15 protein-coding genes and 3 pseudogenes are annotated in these 17,300 nt (G+C 67.1%); 12 read left to right on the top strand and 6 right to left on the bottom strand.

The window, feature by feature from the left end:
- Positions 1-342 precede the first annotated feature (342 nt).
- The 4 genes from AQJ27_RS43620 (at position 343) to AQJ27_RS43610 (ending at position 2,861) form a co-directional block, all read left to right on the top strand.
- Entirely contained in the window at positions 343-525 is a 183-nt protein-coding gene (locus AQJ27_RS43620; RefSeq protein ID WP_067382206.1) for a helix-turn-helix domain-containing protein, read from the top strand.
- Between the two features lie 38 nt (positions 526-563).
- Positions 564-1,262, top strand: coding sequence for a hypothetical protein (locus AQJ27_RS43615; RefSeq protein WP_067382203.1), 699 nt, complete (start codon positions 564-566; stop codon positions 1,260-1,262).
- A gap of 83 nt (positions 1,263-1,345) precedes the next feature.
- Positions 1,346-1,582: a helix-turn-helix transcriptional regulator gene (locus AQJ27_RS53455; protein WP_244313884.1), complete on the top strand. Its 237-nt coding sequence runs from the start codon at positions 1,346-1,348 to the stop codon at positions 1,580-1,582.
- A gap of 46 nt (positions 1,583-1,628) precedes the next feature.
- Positions 1,629-2,861, top strand: coding sequence for a tyrosine-type recombinase/integrase (locus AQJ27_RS43610; RefSeq protein WP_067382200.1), 1,233 nt, complete (start codon positions 1,629-1,631; stop codon positions 2,859-2,861).
- Between the two features lie 284 nt (positions 2,862-3,145).
- On the opposite strand, the pseudogene AQJ27_RS53450 reads toward AQJ27_RS43610, so the two are convergent.
- Positions 3,146-3,334, bottom strand: a pseudogene (locus AQJ27_RS53450) (CorA family divalent cation transporter); the annotation flags it as partial.
- Positions 3,335-4,392: 1,058 nt separating this feature from the next.
- Here AQJ27_RS53450 and AQJ27_RS43600 point away from each other — a divergent pair.
- The 4 genes from AQJ27_RS43600 to AQJ27_RS43585 all read left to right on the top strand — a co-directional run bounded on the left by AQJ27_RS43600 (position 4,393) and on the right by AQJ27_RS43585 (position 8,864).
- Positions 4,393-5,148 (top strand): (5-formylfuran-3-yl)methyl phosphate synthase, encoded by a 756-nt coding sequence (locus AQJ27_RS43600; protein ID WP_067382194.1) that lies wholly within the window; start codon positions 4,393-4,395, stop codon positions 5,146-5,148.
- A gap of 8 nt (positions 5,149-5,156) precedes the next feature.
- The gene (locus AQJ27_RS43595) at positions 5,157-6,560 is read left to right on the top strand and encodes an aldehyde dehydrogenase family protein (RefSeq protein ID WP_067382191.1); all 1,404 of its coding nucleotides are present in this window, start codon (positions 5,157-5,159) and stop codon (positions 6,558-6,560) included.
- Between the two features lie 2 nt (positions 6,561-6,562).
- Positions 6,563-7,666 (top strand): NAD(P)-dependent alcohol dehydrogenase, encoded by a 1,104-nt coding sequence (locus tag AQJ27_RS43590; RefSeq protein WP_067382188.1) that lies wholly within the window; start codon positions 6,563-6,565, stop codon positions 7,664-7,666.
- Positions 7,667-7,955: 289 nt separating this feature from the next.
- A complete protein-coding gene (locus tag AQJ27_RS43585) occupies positions 7,956-8,864 on the top strand; it encodes a class I SAM-dependent methyltransferase (RefSeq protein ID WP_067382186.1) in 909 nt (302 codons plus the stop codon).
- A 69-nt stretch (positions 8,865-8,933) separates the two neighbouring features.
- Here the strand turns inward: AQJ27_RS43585 and AQJ27_RS53445 are convergent, their stop codons facing one another.
- Both AQJ27_RS53445 and AQJ27_RS55130 read right to left on the bottom strand, forming a co-directional pair.
- The gene (locus AQJ27_RS53445) at positions 8,934-9,176 is read right to left on the bottom strand and encodes an integrase core domain-containing protein (RefSeq protein ID WP_079065715.1); all 243 of its coding nucleotides are present in this window, start codon (positions 9,174-9,176) and stop codon (positions 8,934-8,936) included.
- 64 nt (positions 9,177-9,240) lie between these two features.
- Positions 9,241-9,396, bottom strand: a pseudogene (locus AQJ27_RS55130) (IS30 family transposase); the annotation flags it as partial.
- Between the two features lie 895 nt (positions 9,397-10,291).
- On the opposite strand from AQJ27_RS55130, the pseudogene AQJ27_RS43570 reads away from it, so the two are divergent.
- A pseudogene (locus AQJ27_RS43570) lies at positions 10,292-10,465 on the top strand (transposase); the annotation flags it as partial.
- 79 nt (positions 10,466-10,544) lie between these two features.
- Here the strand turns inward: AQJ27_RS43570 and AQJ27_RS43565 are convergent.
- Together AQJ27_RS43565 and AQJ27_RS59405 are read right to left on the bottom strand one after the other, a co-directional pair.
- The gene (locus AQJ27_RS43565) at positions 10,545-10,946 is read right to left on the bottom strand and encodes a DUF1622 domain-containing protein (protein WP_235613855.1); all 402 of its coding nucleotides are present in this window, start codon (positions 10,944-10,946) and stop codon (positions 10,545-10,547) included.
- A 155-nt stretch (positions 10,947-11,101) separates the two neighbouring features.
- Positions 11,102-11,617, bottom strand: coding sequence for an isochorismatase family protein (locus tag AQJ27_RS59405; protein ID WP_235613869.1), 516 nt, complete (start codon positions 11,615-11,617; stop codon positions 11,102-11,104).
- A 357-nt stretch (positions 11,618-11,974) separates the two neighbouring features.
- Here AQJ27_RS59405 and AQJ27_RS43555 point away from each other — a divergent pair, with 357 nt between their 5' ends.
- The 3 genes from AQJ27_RS43555 (at position 11,975) to AQJ27_RS43545 (ending at position 16,179) form a co-directional block, all read left to right on the top strand.
- Positions 11,975-12,802, top strand: coding sequence for an alpha/beta fold hydrolase (locus AQJ27_RS43555; RefSeq protein WP_067382174.1), 828 nt, complete (start codon positions 11,975-11,977; stop codon positions 12,800-12,802).
- Between the two features lie 637 nt (positions 12,803-13,439).
- Positions 13,440-14,306 (top strand): alpha/beta fold hydrolase, encoded by an 867-nt coding sequence (locus AQJ27_RS43550; protein WP_067382171.1) that lies wholly within the window; start codon positions 13,440-13,442, stop codon positions 14,304-14,306.
- Positions 14,307-14,436: 130 nt separating this feature from the next.
- Entirely contained in the window at positions 14,437-16,179 is a 1,743-nt protein-coding gene (locus AQJ27_RS43545) for an MOSC and FAD-binding oxidoreductase domain-containing protein (RefSeq protein ID WP_235613854.1), read from the top strand.
- Between the two features lie 440 nt (positions 16,180-16,619).
- Here the strand turns inward: AQJ27_RS43545 and AQJ27_RS59400 are convergent, their stop codons facing one another.
- A complete protein-coding gene (locus tag AQJ27_RS59400; RefSeq protein ID WP_235613853.1) occupies positions 16,620-16,985 on the bottom strand; it encodes a transposase in 366 nt (121 codons plus the stop codon).
- Between the last annotated feature and the right edge of the window lie 315 nt (positions 16,986-17,300).

Raw genomic sequence — 17,300 nt, 5'->3', positions numbered from 1 at the left:
CCGCCGGCCCTGCGTTCATATCGGCTGGCCCCTGACTGCGGCGACCCAAGCAGCTGCCGGGTTCGTGATGCGGCGCGCAACATAGACCACGATCGCCGGTTAGCCAAACCGGCGATCCTCGTGACCATTGAGGAGTTCGCGGCGGCTGCGCTTGGCGGTGGAGCTGCAGCGGATGCCGTGGAGGCGTCGGAACTCAGTGGTCGGAGAGAGCGGCGCTGTCCTCGGCTGCACAGATGACCGCGGTGCCCGTCGCTCAACCGCTACGGCACCTTGCCGAGGGAGAGTGGCGCAAGTGGCCTTTCGTCCGAAGGGTTTCGCTGGAGCGACCGGGGATGCGGCGCATTGACCGCCGGAGGAAGCAATCGTCTGCTGACCCCGGAAGAGGTAGCCGCATGGCTCAAGGTCAGTGAAATCACCGTGAAGAACAACTATCCGGCGTGGGGAATCAAGGCTCAGAAAATCGGCGGTCTCCTGCGGTTCCGTGAACGCGACATCGTCGCCTTCCTAGAAGAAAACCACGGGTAAGGCTGCTTGGCGATGCCCCGGTAGATGAAAGGGGCCGCATGGCTACCGTTTTCCAGCGCTGCAAGACCGATAAGCGGAACAAGAACTATCCGTGCGAGAAGGTTCGATGCGGGCACGATTGGACCGTCCGCTTTCGCGAGCCAGGTGGGCGAACCGGCCGGCAGCGCGAGGAGAGCTTCCCGAAGAAGACTCAGGCCGAGGCCCACGGCAACAAGATGGAATCCGACAAGGACCAAGGCGTGTTCATCGACCCGAGCGCCGGTCTTGGCCCCGGGGACCCAATGTTCACCCGCGAGGACGGGTGGTCGCTGTCCGGCGCGGTCTACTGCGGGACATGGCGCGAGGCGCGGAAGGCGGTTCTGGCAGCGCATGAGATCGACTCGCCGCTCGGCGAGAGCGTCTCCGACCTCCGAGACGCCCGCATTTCAACCTGGCTGAGCGGCCACCGCACAGCCTTGGACGTCATCGTGATCGCTGAGCGCGTCCGCGTCAGCGCCCTCTCACTCGCCCGGCGCTTTCCGCACTGCTTCCAGGCGTCGGGGCAAGTTGCCAACGGTCTTATCGAGCCGCCTTCGCCACGAACGATCTGGCGTGCGAACCCAAGGGCGTTGCTCGGCATCCGTAGCAGTGCGTCGATCCGCGGCTTGACCACGGATCTCACTGTGCTCTCACCAAAAGCCACGGGAGTAGGAGCCTCACGCTCTCCCCGTCCGTGGCCCCTCACCCCTCTCTCATAGGACATCCCATGGCTGCTCGCCCGCTACTCGCTCCCTCCACCGCCCCGGACGCGCCTGGCGCCCTTGGTAAAGCGTTCCTGAATGTGAGGGATGCAGCCGAGTACCTCGGACTCTCGCCCCACACCCTGTACGTCTGGCGGCACCGGCGGCAAGGACCGCCGAGCTTCCGTATGGGACAACGCGGCCGCGTCATGTACCGGCTGGAAGCCCTCGACGTCTGGGTTCGAGAACAGGAGCAGGCTGATTCGCGCGCCAACAGGTCCCTGAGCCCGCTCAACACAGCACCACGGATGCGCTCGGACTACGACGCGAGCGCCTGAGGGGCCGTCTGACCCACCTTTTTTATCACCTACTGGAAGGAGCCGCTTGGCCGGCTACATCGAAGACCGCTGGCTCACGAAGAAGAAAGACCCTGTCACCGGCAAGCGGGCACGCACGGCCCGCTACGGCAAGGGTTCCCGGTACCGGGTCGCTGGTATCCCCGGAGTCCGGGACAAGTCGTTCGACGTGCTCGAAGACGCAAAGGCGTGGCTTCGCAGGGCCGGTACCGACAGCGAACGCGGCGAGTTCGTTGACCCGCGCGACGGATCGATCACGCTGGACGACTACGTGACACGCTTCTGGCAGGCGGGAGTCCGCGGCGCGCCAGGTACGGTCAAGCGTATCGACGAGCGAGTTCGTCTGCACATCCGGCCGCATCTTGGCACGGTTTCCCTGCGTGACATCACGCCGGCGGTCTTGCGCGGGTATATCGCCACGCTGGAGGGCGAATGTGCTCCGCGCTACGCACGGCAGATCCTCACCTCGCTCTCGAACATCTTCGAGACGGCCATTGATGACAAGCGACTCGTGCGTAACCCGATGCGGGCCAAGTCGGTGCGCTGGCCGAAGGCGCCGGAGGATCAGCGGGAAGCCTGGCCGTTGGAGACGGCGTTGCGGGTTCGGGACGCGATCGGCCCGCGCTACCGCATCGCCGCTGTGGTCGCGCTTGGCTGTGGACTGCGGCAGGGGGAGGTCTTCGGGTTGTCACCGGAGGACGTTGACTTCGCCCGAGGGGCGCTGCGTATCCGCCGGCAGGTGCAGCTCCTGCATGGGCGCTTGTACTTCACGCTGCCGAAGGGGGGCAAGACGCGCGTCGTCGACATGCCTCCCTCGGTTGCCTCGGCCTTGGCGGAGTATTTTCTTGAGTACCCCGCTGTCGAGGTGGAGCTGCCCTGGGGCGGTCCGGAGGACGACCGGGAGAGGAGGAAGTTCCCGCTCATTCTCACCACGACGTACGGCAACGCCCTCCGGGCGAACATCTTCAATGTCGAGGTGTGGAAGCCCGCTCTGGCCGCGGCCGGCGTCATCCCGGTGCGGAATGAGGGGGAACGCTGGAAGGCGTCTCGCAAGGACGGCTTCCACGTGCTGCGGCACACATACGCTTCGGTCATTCTGGAAGCGGGCGAGTCCGTGGTCACGCTCGCTCGGTGGCTTGGCCACTCGACCCCCACCATCACCCTCGACTTCTACGCCCACTTCATGCCCGAGGCCGGCGGGAAGGGGCGTGGTGCCATCGACGCACTCCTCAACCGAAGCGACCGGGACACGGCCGGGTAGTGGGCACGATACTTGGACGCCTACGAGAAGAGGGGCGCAGCATTTGCTGCGCCCCTCTTTGGCGTTCCGGTCTGGAAGTGCGGTTACCCTCCGTGATGATCGGCGTCCGCCGTTGATGCTGATGCCCGAAGATTCAACAAGGCCGTTGGCTCGCGGCGGGGAGAACCGGCTGAAGCGGAGCGCATCTCATTCTCCCCAGATTCTCCCCAGCGGCCCGAGAGAGGCCATGACGCGCGTCCTGGTTGCTTCTGGTCCGCGGGGCACGCGCTCGCGCGGCTGATTACTCAGAGCCAATCCCGCCGCTTAAAGATGACGTACAAACTGGTACATACGATAGCCATTAGAACGATAGCGAAGGGGTATCCGAGCACCCAGTGCAACTCCGGCATCTCCCTGAAGTTCATGCCGTAGATCGTCCCCACCAGCGTCGGAGCGAACAGAATCGCCGCCCAAGACGAAATTTTCTTGATCTCGGCTTCCCAGACATCCACCCCGACCCGGTCGGCATCATCGGGCCCGAGGGCCTCGAAGAGGGCTTGGATGTTCGCCAGGTCGAAGCCGACCCCTCTCAGCATGCTGGTGAACACCGGTCGTGTGACGGTACCGCTGCTGTCCAGGTCACCGAGGCGTGCGAAGCCGGCCGCGAACTCGTCGATCGCTCCGCTGAAGCGCTCCGGCGACAGGACGCATGCCTGGTACTCGTCGTAAGTGATCTGGCCGTCGTGATGGGTATCGAGTTCGCCGGCCAGCGTGTTCCAGTAGCGCGTGAAGCCGGCTTGCATGGCCTGCTTCCGTGCCTCGTCGGATCCGGGCACGGCCGCGGCAACCCGGCTGCTCATCAGATTGAAGTCGTCGGATTCCAGGACCCCGTTGCCGTCGGCGTCGAACAGGGTGAAAACGAGTTTCACACGGTTGACCGCTTCACTGCGCATAGGCTCTTACCTTTCGTCAGGCCAGGAGATGGGACGGCCGTTCGTGCCCGCTGCGCCGTAGGGTGCGCGACGGCACGGCGGCGTAGCGGTGAGCCGCCGACAGGTGCGGCGAAACACCGCGCGGGGCGGGGGAAGCCGTGTCTGCGGCGGGCCGGTCGCATGGCCGTCGCGCTGTCACTATGCGGGCTGCGGAATCCGGTGTCCCGGGGAGGGCTGGCTTGTCAACAGAAAGAGTGGAGATGGCGCCGATCCGGCATGAACCGGCCTCTTCGCCGCCCAGTCGGCGTCCCGTCCCACGCCTCCTCGATGGCGGCCTCGGCCTTGCCCATGTCGTCGGCCGAGCCGCTGGAGACCACCTGCACGTGCGCGACCCAGCCGTCGCCGTGCTCCACACATCGAGCCCCCTCTGCGGATCGGACGGGAGCTGGTTGGAACCGGCGCGCACGGCGCACTGGGTAGACCGGCAGCACCCCGTTCGGTCTCTGCACGCCCTACCGGTGGTCACGGGCCGCCCTCAATGATGAGCAGACCGCAAGAAATCCAAGCGACTCCGCACCCCTGCCTCCTGGCCAGGTGGATATGCGGGGAAGGAGCACACGTTGTTACTTCTCATCTCCCCGGACAGCGTCGAGGAGGCCCTCGACTGCGCGAAGGCGGCGGAGCATCTCGACATCGTGGATGTCAAGAAGCCCGATGAGGGCTCGCTCGGCGCGAACTTCCCGTGGGTCATCAGGGAGATCCGCGACGCGGTCCCGGCGGACAAGCCGGTGTCCGCCACCGTGGGAGACGTGCCGTACAAACCCGGCACAGTGGCCCAGGCGGCGCTTGGTGCGGCTGTCTCCGGAGCCACGTACATCAAGGTCGGCCTCTACGGATGCACGACACCCGACCAGGCTGTCGATGTCATGCGAGGGGTCGTCCGGGCAGTGAAGGAACATCGGCCGGACGCCTTCGTCGTCGCCTCGGGCTACGCCGACGCCCACCGGATCGGCTGTGTCAACCCGCTCGCACTGCCCGACATCGCCCTGCGCTCCGGCTCCGACGCGGCCATGCTCGACACCGCGGTCAAGGACGGGACACGGCTGTTCGACCACGTTCCGCCTGAGGTCTGCGCGGAGTTCGTGCGGCGGGCCCACGAAGCCGATCTGCTCGCCGCCCTTGCGGGCAGCGTGAAGGTGGGAGACCTCGGTGCACTGACCCGCATCGGCACGGACATCGTGGGTGTGCGCGGGGCGGTCTGCGAGAGGGGCGACCGCAACACCGGAAGGATCCAGCCGCAGTTGGTTGCCGCCTTCCGGGCGGAGATGGACCGGCACGCCCGAGAACACACGGCTGCCGTAACCGCCGCGAGCTGACCGCCGGCATGGCCGCGCATCAGCCCCGGCACGTGCCCGTGATCCCCGGCAAGCGCTTCGCCGTCCTCGATCCGGCAACCGGCGAGACCTTCGACGAGGCTCCCGACCAGCAGCCGGACGAGCTGGACGCCGTCGTCGGCCGGGCCCACGAGGCGTGGCGCAACTGGCGGGCCGACCCCGGCGCCCGCACCATCGCATTACTCGAGGCAGCCGACGCCGTGGAGGCGGCCGGGGCGGACATCGCCCCCTTGCTCACCCGTGAACAGGGCAAACCCCTGGCCGAGTCGTACAAGGAGATCGCCCGCACGGCGGCCCGCCTGCGCTACTTTGCCGAGCTGGCCCCACAGCCCCAGCCCATCATGGACGGTCGGCCGGTACGCAGCGAGATCCGCTGGCGCCCGCTCGGGCCCGTCGCCGCGATCATCCCGTGGAACTTCCCCCTCCAGCTCGCGTCCGCGAAGTTCGCGCCCGCGCTCGCCGCAGGCAACACGATGGTGCTCAAGCCCTCCCCCTACACACCCCTCGCCACACGGCTGCTGGGATCCGTTATTGCCACCGCCCTTCCCGAGGACGTACTGACGATCGTCACCGGTCACGAACCCCTCGGCGCCCGCCTCGCATCCCATCCGGGGATCCGCCACGTGACCTTCACCGGTTCGATTCCCACCGGACGGGCCGTCGCGCAGGGGGCAGCGGCCTCACTCGCCCGCGTCACCCTGGAATTGGGCGGCAACGACGCGGCCATCCTGCTGGAGGACGTGGATGTGGAGCGGATCGCGGACCGGCTGTTCTGGGCGGCGTTCCGCAACTGCGGCCAGGTCTGCATGGCGGTCAAGCGCGTCTACGCCCCGGCTCGGCTCTACTCGCCCGTGGTCGAGGCCCTCGCACAACGCGCGAAGACCGCCGTCGTCGGAGCCGGCCTCGCCCCGGGAACGCAACTGGGACCGGTCAACAACGCCGCCCAACTGGCCCGGGTCGAGGACTACACGGCGCAGGCCCTGGCAGACGGAGCCCGAGCCGTGGCCGGGGGCCGCAGGCTGGACCGGCCGGGCTACTTCTTCGCCCCGACGATCTTGGCGGATGTCCCGGTCGACAGCCCGGTGGTGACGGAGGAGCAGTTCGGGCCCGTCCTGCCGGTGCTGCCGTACGGGAGCGTCGACGAAGCTGTCGAGGCGGCCAACGACACCGGTTTCGGGCTGGGAGGCTCGGTATGGGGGACCGACCTCGACCAGGCCGAGGAGGTGGCCGACCGGCTGGAGTGCGGAACGGCATGGATCAACCACCACGCCGAACTGTCCCTCGCCCAGCCTTTCGCGGGCTCCAAGGAGAGCGGTGTCGGTGTCGCGGGCGGTTCATGGGGGCTGTACGGCAACCTCAGACCGTTCGTCGTGCACCGTCCGCAGGAGGCGTGACGATGAGGTTCAACGCGGCGGTACTGCGTTCGTACGAGGGCCGATTCGCCGTCGAGGAGGTGCTCCTGAACACGGGACCGGCCGGCGGCGAGATCCTGGTCAAGATCGCAGGCTGCGGGATGTGCCGGACCGATCTCGCGGTCCGGCGTTCGGCGGGCCGCTCACCGCTGCCGGCGGTGCTCGGCCACGAAGGTGCCGGGGTCGTGGCGGAGACGGGAGGCCCCCACACCGGCCTGAGCAACGGCGACCACGTCGTACTGAGCTTCGACTCCTGCGGCCACTGCCGGAACTGTTTGAACGCTGCCCCCGCCTACTGCGACTCCTTCGCCTCGCTCAACCTCTTTGGCGGGCGCAAGGAGAACGCCGCGCGATTCACCGACGTGGCCGGGGACGAACTGGCCCCCCGGTGGTTCGGCCAGTCCTCGTTCGCCGAGTACGCGGTGGTCCCGGCCCGCAACGCCGTGCGGGTCGACCCCTCGCTCCCCATCGAGCTGCTCGGACCGCTCGGCTGCGGGTTCCTCACCGGCGCCGGGGCGGTCTTCAACTCCTTCGCCGCCGGGCCGGGCGACACCCTCGCGGTCTTCGGCGCAGGAGCGGTGGGCCTGGCCGCAGTGATGGCGGCCACCGCCTCCGGAGCGGTGCCCCTGGCCGTCGACCGGCACCCCGAACGGCTGGCCCTCGCCGAACGATTCGGCGCGACCCCGCTGCACGCCGCAACACCCGACCTGCCCGGCCGCCTCCGGCGACTGACCGACGGCGGCGCGCACTACGCGCTGGACACCACGGCCTCCGCCCAGCTGATCAACGACGCGCTCCGGGCTCTGCGCCCGACCGGCCACCTCGGTGTGGTGGCACGGCTCCACACCACGCTGCCGCTCGAACCGGGGGCGCTGGACCGAGGCAGGAGAATCTCCCACATCTGCGAGGGGGATGCGGTACCGGGCCTGCTGATTCCGCGGCTGACCGGGCTGTGGCAGGCCGGGCGGTTTCCGTTCGACGAGCTGATCCGTACGTATCCGCTCGCCGACATCAACGAGGCCGAACGTGACTGCGAAGCGGGCCGCGTGGTCAAACCCGTCGTGATTCCGGAGGGTTGGAACCGATGAGTGAGGCAGTCAACGCCCCTTGCCTGTCGATCGGCCCTCATCAACCGTCATCTGATTGGCCGCTACCTGACGAAAACACCTCTGGACGCCGCGTCGCTGTGGCCGGCCCGCGCGGCGACCTGCCCCGTGCCGGGCCGGCCCAACTGAGGAACCGGGTGGCCGCAGGTCTGTGCGCCATCGGGCACCCCTCGGGAACATGGAGCCCTGAGCGGTGTTGTCGCGTGTCCACCCTCGATCCGTCAGTCGCATCCCTCGCTGTTCGTGGTCCCAATTCGCCAACGGAGGAAACGTGGTCGGCACAACGCATCACAACACCGGCGTGGAAGGCGTGGAAGGAGGTATAGGGGTGACCGCTCTCATGGTCGCCGCGGCACGGGCGATCGAGACCCACCGCCACGACACCCTGGCGCGGGACGTCTATGCGGAGCACTTCGTGCGCGCAGCACCGGCGTCCGCCGGCTGGCCGGTCCGCATGCAACAGGTCCCGGACGGGGACGCGAACCCCCTGTGGGGACGGTTCGCGCGTTACTTCGGTCTGCGGACGAGGGTCCTCGACGACTTTCTTCTCCGGTCGGTGCACACGGGAAGCGCCCGCCAAGTGGTGCTGCTCGGGGCGGGGTTGGATGCGCGGGCTTTCCGGCTCGACTGGCCTCCCGGGTGCGTGATCTTCGAGATCGACAGGGAAGGAGTGCTGGAGTTCAAGCACGAGGTGCTCGACGGACTGTCGGCCACCCCGAAGGCAGCGCGCGTACCCATCCCGATCGATCTCCGCGCCGACTGGGTCGGAGCACTCGCCGACGCCGGTTTCGACACGACCGCACCGAGCGTCTGGCTGGCCGAGGGGTTGCTGTTCTACCTGCCGACCGTCGCCGAGACGAACCTCATTGACATGGTGGACCGGTTGAGCACGGAAGGGAGCGCTCTGGCGTTCGAGGTCAAGCTCGACAAGGACTTGCTGGAATACCGCGACAGCCCGCTCTACACCTCGACGACACAACAAATCGGCATCGACCTACTCAACCTGTTCGACAAGGAGCCGCGGCCCGACTCTGCAGGTGACCTGGCGAGCAAGGGCTGGTCCACATCGGTCCACACCCCCTTCGACTTCACCCGCCAGCACGGACGCGGCCCGCTGCCCGAGCAGAACGACGCCCTGGCGGGTAACCGGTGGGTGTTCGCGAACAAGCCCCGACCGTAACGCTGCAGCCGGGCGACTGGGCCCGGACCCGACACGTCGCTGGGCCTTGACCCCGGAGTTTGAACACGTCTATGCGGCTCGGGTCAGGGTAGTTGATGTTGAGTGGAGGGCGTTCTCGAAGGTGATCGGAGATCGCTGGCCAAGCCGTGAATGGCGGCGCCGGGTGTTGTAGCGGGACAGCCGCCGGAAGGCGTCGAGTCGGGCCTCAGGCTCGTTCGACCAGCCTTTCCGGCCCTTCAGCGTCTCCCTTTTAAAGGACGCGTTGAAGCTCTCCGCGGCGGCGTTGTCCGCGCTGGACCCGACCGCGCTCATACTCTGCCGCACTCCTGCTGACCTGCAGGCTTCCGCGAAATCCCGACTCGTATATTGGGCGAGTTCAACCAGTCGTTGCAACACCGGGCTGTTGCAGCGAGCGTAGCTGTTCTTCGAAGACCTCGGCCGGCGTCCGCCAACCCAGGACTTTGCGGGGCCGGTTGTTGATCGCCATGGCGACGGCTTCGAGGTCCGTGGACGACCAGCGGGAGAGATCGATGACGGTCGCGAGGTAGCAGAACTTCCCACCGCCGATGCTGAGGTAGGTGATGTCGCCGACGTACTTCGTGTTCACCTCAGTCGCGGTGAAGTCGCGACCGATCAGGTCCGGGGCCTTCGCGGCGGCCGGGTCTGCGATGGTGGTGCGGTGCCGACGCCGCAGACGTACTCCTCCGATCCCGATGGTCCGCATGATCCTGGCGACCGTGTGATCCCCGCGCCTGCGGGTTTGGTCCCCTGTACACCCTACTGGGCGGGCTGCACGACATGGGACCAACCCCGCAGGCGCGTTCTCCGGGCTCGGTACTGGGATAACTCTGTCGAATCGTGTCGCGTTGCGTTGCGAGGCGGGCGGGTGTAGAGGCCGGTCGGTGCTGGCCCCGGCCCACAGGGTCCAGGTGGCGAGGGTGGTATGCGGGCTCTGGGCGGCGAAGGCGTCGAACTGGACTCCTGCGTCGCCTTGGGAGGTCTCCCAGCGGATCCAGCGTCCGTCGACGGTGTGCTTCCAGCCCGCGTCGATAAGAGGGCGGGTGGGCCTCGGTGACGGTCTTCTCCGTGGCGGGGCTTCCGACCGCTGTCTCCCGCGCGTGCCCCTCGGCGAGAGTGTTCAGCAGAGTGAGCAAGACCGGGGCTGGTGTGGCGCCAGTCATGGTGAGGTGTCACATCCTGTCGGAGACCGGGGTTTCGTAGGCTGCGATGGTCCAGGCGGTTTCGCGGGGATCGGCTTCGTGGACGCGTTCGATGCGCAGCGTCTGTGACGCGTGGATGGCATGGGTGGTGTCGTCGGTCCAAGTCCGTTCCCTGTCAAGTTCTGCGTGTTGAACTGCCGTTTGCCTGTGCCACTGGCCCAAGGTCCAGCTCCTCCCCTCCTGTCCACGGTCGCGCAGAGCTACTCGAGAAGCCGAAGACGTGGGCGACTGGGCCGCCACCGCTGGACCGTCGAACGCACCATGGCCTGGCTCGCCGGCTGCGGCCGTCTCCACCGACGCTACGAGCGCAAAGCCGAGAACTTCCTCGCCTTCACGAGCATCGCCTGCACCCTCATCTGCTACCGCAGAGTCACCAATTGAGATCGATGAGACTGAGCTCCGACCTAGGAATTCACGGCAGGGATGGCGCCGCTTAGCTAGCCGCCGGCGTCACGCGGGGTCAGTCTTCGGCTTCGGCCACTGGCTTCTGCCATGGCCACCGCCCGGTGATCTCGAGCTCGAGAGAAAAGCTGAGGAAGGTGCGGATGCCCACGATCACGGCCAGCACTCCGACGCTTGCGTACGTCGGTGCGACGGCGACTGTACGGATGATATCGCCGGCTACGAGGAACTCCAGCCCCAGCAGGATCGACCGCCCGACGCGACGGCGATAGCCGCGGTACACACCCGCCTGTCGGCGACTGAGCCGGATAGCCGCGAGAACGGTCGCCAAGAGCGTTCCCACGACTATGATGGCTACGCCGGCGGCGTCAACGGCTCGACCGACCAACTCCACGATGTGTTGGAACTCCAAAGTATGCCCTCTCGCGCCGACCCGAATCCGCTCGTTCGTGGTCGGCAACCTCTGTTGCTACCGACACGTCGTTCCGAGCACCGGCTATTGTCGGGCAGACATGTTTTCACGGCACTCCCGCGCAGTAGACCGGTGACCGTCGACGACGCCTGTTGAAAGCGTAACTATCGTCCTACGCGAGCACTATTTCGGCTGCGAGCTCCTCAGTGCATTCGATCGAGTACTTCGTCAGTCGACAGTAACGCATGGGCGAAGAAACGGTAGTTGATGATCGCCGCCTGATAGCCGTCGCCCCAGACCGGGTGTCGGGGTCCGGCTGTTGCATCCCTGACCACGGCGACCTCAAATCCCTCCTCGATGAGGTGACGCATATGGGACTCGACGCACATGTTCGCCAGCATCCCGCCAAGAATAATCCTTTGTATTCCCCGCTTGCGCAGTTGCAGAACCAAGTCGTTGGTTGCAGCCCATTGGTCAAATTCGGACCGACCACCCCTGTCTCGGAATTGGGCGAGCCGATCAGCCGGGGACGGATTGTGGTGCGCGATCTCGGCCCGGGGGCGGATTCGGGCCGCCGGCCCCGCAACTCGGGCCGCTCGAAGGCGATCTGCACCCCGTAACACCAGGGTCCGTCCGGCCTGCGCCAGAGTGATGCGTCGACCAGCCCCTCGGTGCGGAGTTTGGCCAGCCGCCGCGAAGGGCACCGGCCGGACGTTCATGACGCCCATCGCAATGCACCTTCAGGTGGCAGGCGAAAAGGTCGTCAAGCTGCATCTATATGGGGACACCCTCGCGGTAGCCGAGGCATGCGGTGAGCGGCCTCGGCCGTACGGGGATGAGCGCGGGGGCCCGCGCCTGGGGGCGCGTGAATTCGGTGCGGCGGGTAGCGTGAAGGCGCGAGGCGCTCAGCGATCGCCCGGCACATCGTGCGCCTTCCCCAGGTACCGGATCGACTTACCGACAATCGAGTTGACGGCACCGATGGCCTCATGCGAGCTGACGCCCATGTTCTCCGGACGAGTCAGACCGCACGGGGCTGCGGCACTTCATGTCGATTCGATCGAGAGGGGCATGCGATGCCTTTCATCACCACCAGGGACGATACCGAGATCTTCTACAAGGACTGGGGTACCGGACAGCCCGTGGTCTTCAGCCATGGCTGGCCGCTGAACGCCGACGCCTGGGACCCCCAGACCCAATTGATGGCCGACAACGGATTCCGCGCCATCGCCCACGACCGCCGCGGCCACGGGCGCTCCGGGCAGACCTGGAACGGCAACGACCTGGACACCTATGCCGATGACCTGGCGCAGCTGATCGAAACCCTTGACCTACGTGATGTCATTCTTGTCGGGCACTCCACCGGGGGTGGCGAGGTTACGCGCTATGTCGGCCGCCACGGCAGCGACCGGGTCGCCAAAGCGGTCCTGCTCAGCGCGATCCCGCCGCTGATGCTCAAGACAGATGCCAACCCCGAGGGGCTGCCGCGGGAGGTGTTCGACGAGATCCGCAAGGGCGTGGCGACCGACCGTTCGCAGTTCTACCAGGACCTGAGTGCCCCCTTCTACGGCGCGAACCGCGAGGGTCACCAGGTGTCCCAAGGCACCCGTGACGCGTTCTGGCTGTGGTCGCTGCAGGTGGGGATCAAGGGTTCCTACGACTGCATCAAGGCATTCTCGGAGACCGATCTGACCGAGGGCCTGCAACGCTTCGACTTCCCTACGCTCATCGCGCACGGTGACGACGACCAGATCGTGCCTATCGTCGCGGCCGGTGAGAAGTCCTCGAAGATCGTCAAGGACAACACGTTCAAGGTGTACCCCGGGGCCCCGCACGGCCTGTCGATGGTCGCTCCGTTCAAGGACGTCTTCGACGCCGACTTGCTGGCCTTCGCCCGCGGCTGAACGCACGAGACCCCGGGCGCCAGCCGGGCCCCGGATGACACCGTGAGCACAGGCCCGCCGCGGGTGTCGTGTGCGGTGCCGGACGGCGGCCGGGTTCCCGTTCAGGGGCGCGGTGGAATCCTGGTCTGACGCCCAGCAGCGGCACGATTGCCGAAGTGCGTCACTAATGATTGGGTGCGGTCCGCGCCTTCACGGAATCCAGCACAGTGCTGGGCGGCCAACTCGACCTCGCGGTAGGAAGCCGGACGGGAACGGCTATACGTCACTGCGGTATTCCTGGCTGACGTCAGGGATGTCGGGCCTACCGCCGGGAGATCCCGCAGAGACAACGACTCGCGACATTGCTGTGACTCTCTGCTGTGATTGTGTTCCGTAATGTGTTGGTACCCGTGATTCAGCGAGCTGCACGTGAATTCCGTGATCCCATTTATTGGTTCTGCTGCGTTGTGCTCCCTGCGGGTCAGGTCTAGCGTGAGGAAGGTGGCAACCGGCGCCATCTGCCGCGAGGCACCACGCCGCCGAGGGAAAATGGTTCCCGAGCCTCCACGGCAACCGTCCTGACCTTGGTCGTGTCCAGCCGGGTTTTACACGGGCGGATTTGACGCAGTTCCGCGCCCACGGGCGCCCGGAGGTCGATGTGCTTCCCACGCGACACAAGACAGCAACCATCAAGGGCCAAGAAGTCTTCTACCGCGAGGCCGGCCCCAGCGACGCTCCGGTCGTGCTGCTGCTGCACGGATTCCCGAGCAGCTCGCACATGTTCCGCCATCTCGTCCCCGCGCTGGCCGACGATTATCACGTGATCGCCACCGACCACATCGGATACGGCCACTCTGCCATGCCCAAGGTGGACGCATTCGACTACACCTTCGACAACCTCGCAGGAATCACCGCCGGACTCCTGGAGCATCTGGGCATCGAACGTTTCGCCGTCTACGTGCACGACTACGGGGCACCGATCGGCTGGCGCCTTGCGCTCGACCCGTCCTTCGACGTCACCGCGATCATCTCGCAGAGCGGCAACGCCTACATGGAAGGCTTCGCCAAGCCTTTCTGGGACGACCTGTTCGCGTACGCCACCAACCCCGGCCGCGACACGGAACCGGGCGCGCGGGCCAAGTTCAGTCCCAGTACGACCCGTTGGCAGTACGAGAACGGCGCCACCGACACCAACCTGGTCAGCCCCGACACCTGGACCCTGGACCAGCTGCTGCTGGAACGGCCCGGCAACGACGAGATCCAGCTGGCGCTGTTCCGCGACTACCCGACGAACATCGACGGATACCCGAAACTGCAGGAGTACTTCCGTACCAGCCAAGTGCCCCTGCTCGCGGTCTGGGGCGAGCGGGATGAGATCTTCGGGCCGGACGGCGCGAAGGCGTTCTCCCGTGACCTGCCGGAGGCGGAAGTCCACCTGCTGCCCGCCGGGCACTTCGCCCTGGAGACGCACCTGGACGCCATCAGCGGATACATCCACGGATTCCTCGGGCGCGTCCTCACATGAAGCGTAGCGAGACCCACGCCCCCTCAGCGGATGCGGCGGCTGATGCGACGTGCTTCCCGGTTGGAGCGGCATGGGAAGCGCCCCCCAGAGAGGCGGCGTGGTGGCCACATTGACAGCAGTGAATGTCGGGATGCCTAAGGGCGTTCCCTGGCACGGAAAGACCGTGTACACCGGCGTCTACAAGCAGACCGTGGCCGGGCCGCGGATGGTGCGGCGGCTGAACATCGACGGGGACGGCCAGGGAGATCTGGGCGGGCACGGCGGTGAGCAGCGGGCGGTGCTGGTCTACCAGCTCGACTCCTACCGCTTCTGGGCGAACGAGCTGGGCCGCGACGACCTCACCCCCGGGAACTTCGGTGAGAACTTCACCGTGGACGGGTTGCCCGACGACTTGGTCTGCATCGGGGACCGCTACCGCATCGGGGACGCCCTGTTCGAGGTCACTCAACCCCGGGTGACCTGCTACCGGGTGGGGCTGCGCATGGGCGAGCCACAGATGGCCGCACTGCTCGTGGCCCACCACCGCCCCGGCTTCTACCTACGCGTCATCGAGGAAGGCGAGGTCGAGGCCGGGCAAAAGATCGTCAAGGTCTCCACCGGCCCGGAGGCGATGACCGTCGAGGAGATCGACCGGGTGCTCTACCTGCCCGGACACACCCGTGAACAGGTCGAACGGGCCCTGCGGATCCCCGCGCTGAGCCCCGGCTGGCAGGGTTCCATGCGGACCCTGCTGGACCAGGCCGACGGCGAGGGTGGTGCTTCCTCGGGCAGCGCCGGACTGAACACCGCGGCCACCGCATCGCCGCCTGCCTGGCCGGGCTTCCGCCCGCTGACTGTCACGCATATCCAGTCCGAGAGCCGCAGCGTGTTCTCCCTGCACCTGGCCGCCGCAGACGGCTCGGCGCTGCCGGCCGCGCTGCCGGGCCAGTTCCTCACCGTCAAAGTCCAGCCCGAGGGAGACGTTCCACCCCTGATCCGCAGCTACTCCCTGTCCGGCGAGCCAGGCACCGGCGCGTACCGGATCAGCGTGAAGGTCGAACCGCACGGCGCCGCCAGCAACGAGCTGCGCGCCCACATCCATGTCGGCGACCACCTGGAGGCCGCCGCGCCCCGCGGCACCTTCTGCCTGACCGGCGGCGACAACCCGGTGGTGCTGCTGTCGGCCGGGGTCGGCGTCACCCCCGTCCTGGCCATGCTGCACGCCCTCGCGCATGACCGCTCCACCCGCCAGGTGTGGTGGCTGCACGGCGCCCGTGAGGGGAGCGAGCACCCCTTCGCCAAGGAGAGTCGCGACCTGATCGCCACCCTCCCCAAAGCCCGGTCGACCGTCTACTACAGCAGGCCTGCCGCCGACGACCACCTTGGCGTGGACTACGCGGAAGCAGGCCGCCTCTCGGCCGAGCCCGTCCGCCGGCTCGGCCTACCCACCGATGCCGACGCGTACCTGTGCGGCCCCACCGCATTCATGGACAGCCTCACCTCCGCGCTCGTGGACTGCGGTCTCGACGCCTCCCGCGTCCACACTGAGATCTTCGGCGCGGGCCCCGCCATCACCCCCGGGATCAAGGGCTCGGCAACCGGGCCCGCGTCCCACCAGCCCGCGGGCCCGCCCGGCACCGGACCCGAGGTCTCCTTCGCCCGCAGCGGACTCACCGTCCCCTGGAACGACGCCCAGGAGTCCCTGCTCGAACTCGCCGAAGCCTGCGACGTTCCCGTCCAATGGTCCTGCCGCACCGGGGTCTGCCACACCTGCGAACTCGCCCTCATGTCCGGCACCGTCAACTACTCACCCGACCCCGTCGAACCTCCCGCCGAGGGCAACATCCTCATCTGCTGCTCCAAACCCGCAGGAGGGGTTGTACTGGACCTATGAGACGACGGCCCCGCCGCGCCTGGGCCAGGGCTTCGGGCGGCTGATGTCCGTTTCGTGATTATGTGAGCCCGAGGAGTGCGAGGGATCGGCGTGGGTCGCGGGCGTTGCGTCGCAGAGCTGCAGCGATGCTGGTGCTGCCGGTGAGGCGGAGGGCTCCGACGGCGAGGTTGCGCCAGGTGGCCATGGCGCGGGGCGCGTTGCCGGTCCACAGTTGGAAGGCGTCCTCGGCGAACGTCGTATCCCTGATGTGGTGCAGGACCTCGACTTTCCAGTGATCTCGGACGAGCGCCGCGAGTTGGGCGGGGGGTGGCCTGCTCGGCGGTCAGGCTGGTGACGGCATAGACGGCTTGATGGTGGTCTTGCCGGTCTTGTGGTTCACCCGACGGCGCTTGATCTGGAGCGCTTGGCGGGCGCAGGGGAAGGCAAGTTGTTGATGGTGACTACCTTGATCCGCCGGATTTCGGCGCGTTCGTGCCCCATGCCCTTGGTGCGGCTTTGCAGTGGGATCTCGCCCGGGGAAGGGACTTGAGCTGCATGGGCAGCTTCTTTTGGTTGCCCTTTGCGATCACGATGTAGTGGGCTTCGCGGTCCAATAGGTACGCAGCGTGCTCGCGCTGGGTGTACATGGCGTCGCTGGTGACGACCACGCCGGCGAGGTCGGTGACAGTGTCCGGCAGAGGCTGGAAGCACGAGATCTCGTTCGTCTTCTCCTGCACGTCCAGCCGGGCCAGGACCAGGCCGGTGGTGTGGTCCAATGCCGCGAGTAGGTGGATCTTTCGCCCCGTGGCCCTGGCGGCACCTCGCACGCTCTTGCCGTCCGCTGCCAGGCCGCGCAGCTCGCCGCTCCAGTACAGCGGTCGGCGAGCCAGCGGCCTACTGCCCGGTCCAGGGCATCACCGTCGATGCCAGCCAGGAGCCGGAGGACCGTTGTCTCAGCGGGAAGGCAACGGCCGGGGAGCACGGGGTCGGCGCGTAAGCCGAGCCGTTCCCGGACCTGGGGAGGGGCGTCGGCGTTGCAACCCGTTGACACCGCAGTAGGTCAGCGGGCGGATCCGTCCATGCGATAGGACCCTGACCTGTGTCTAAGCCCGCTCAACTTGTCATGCGGGGCTCAGGCTCTC

It is taken from the genome of Streptomyces olivochromogenes, assembly GCF_001514115.1.
Lineage (GTDB): Bacteria > Actinomycetota > Actinomycetes > Streptomycetales > Streptomycetaceae > Streptomyces > Streptomyces olivochromogenes.
Note: the sequence above shows the minus strand (reverse complement) of the source record. Positions and strands in the feature narration are given on the sequence as shown.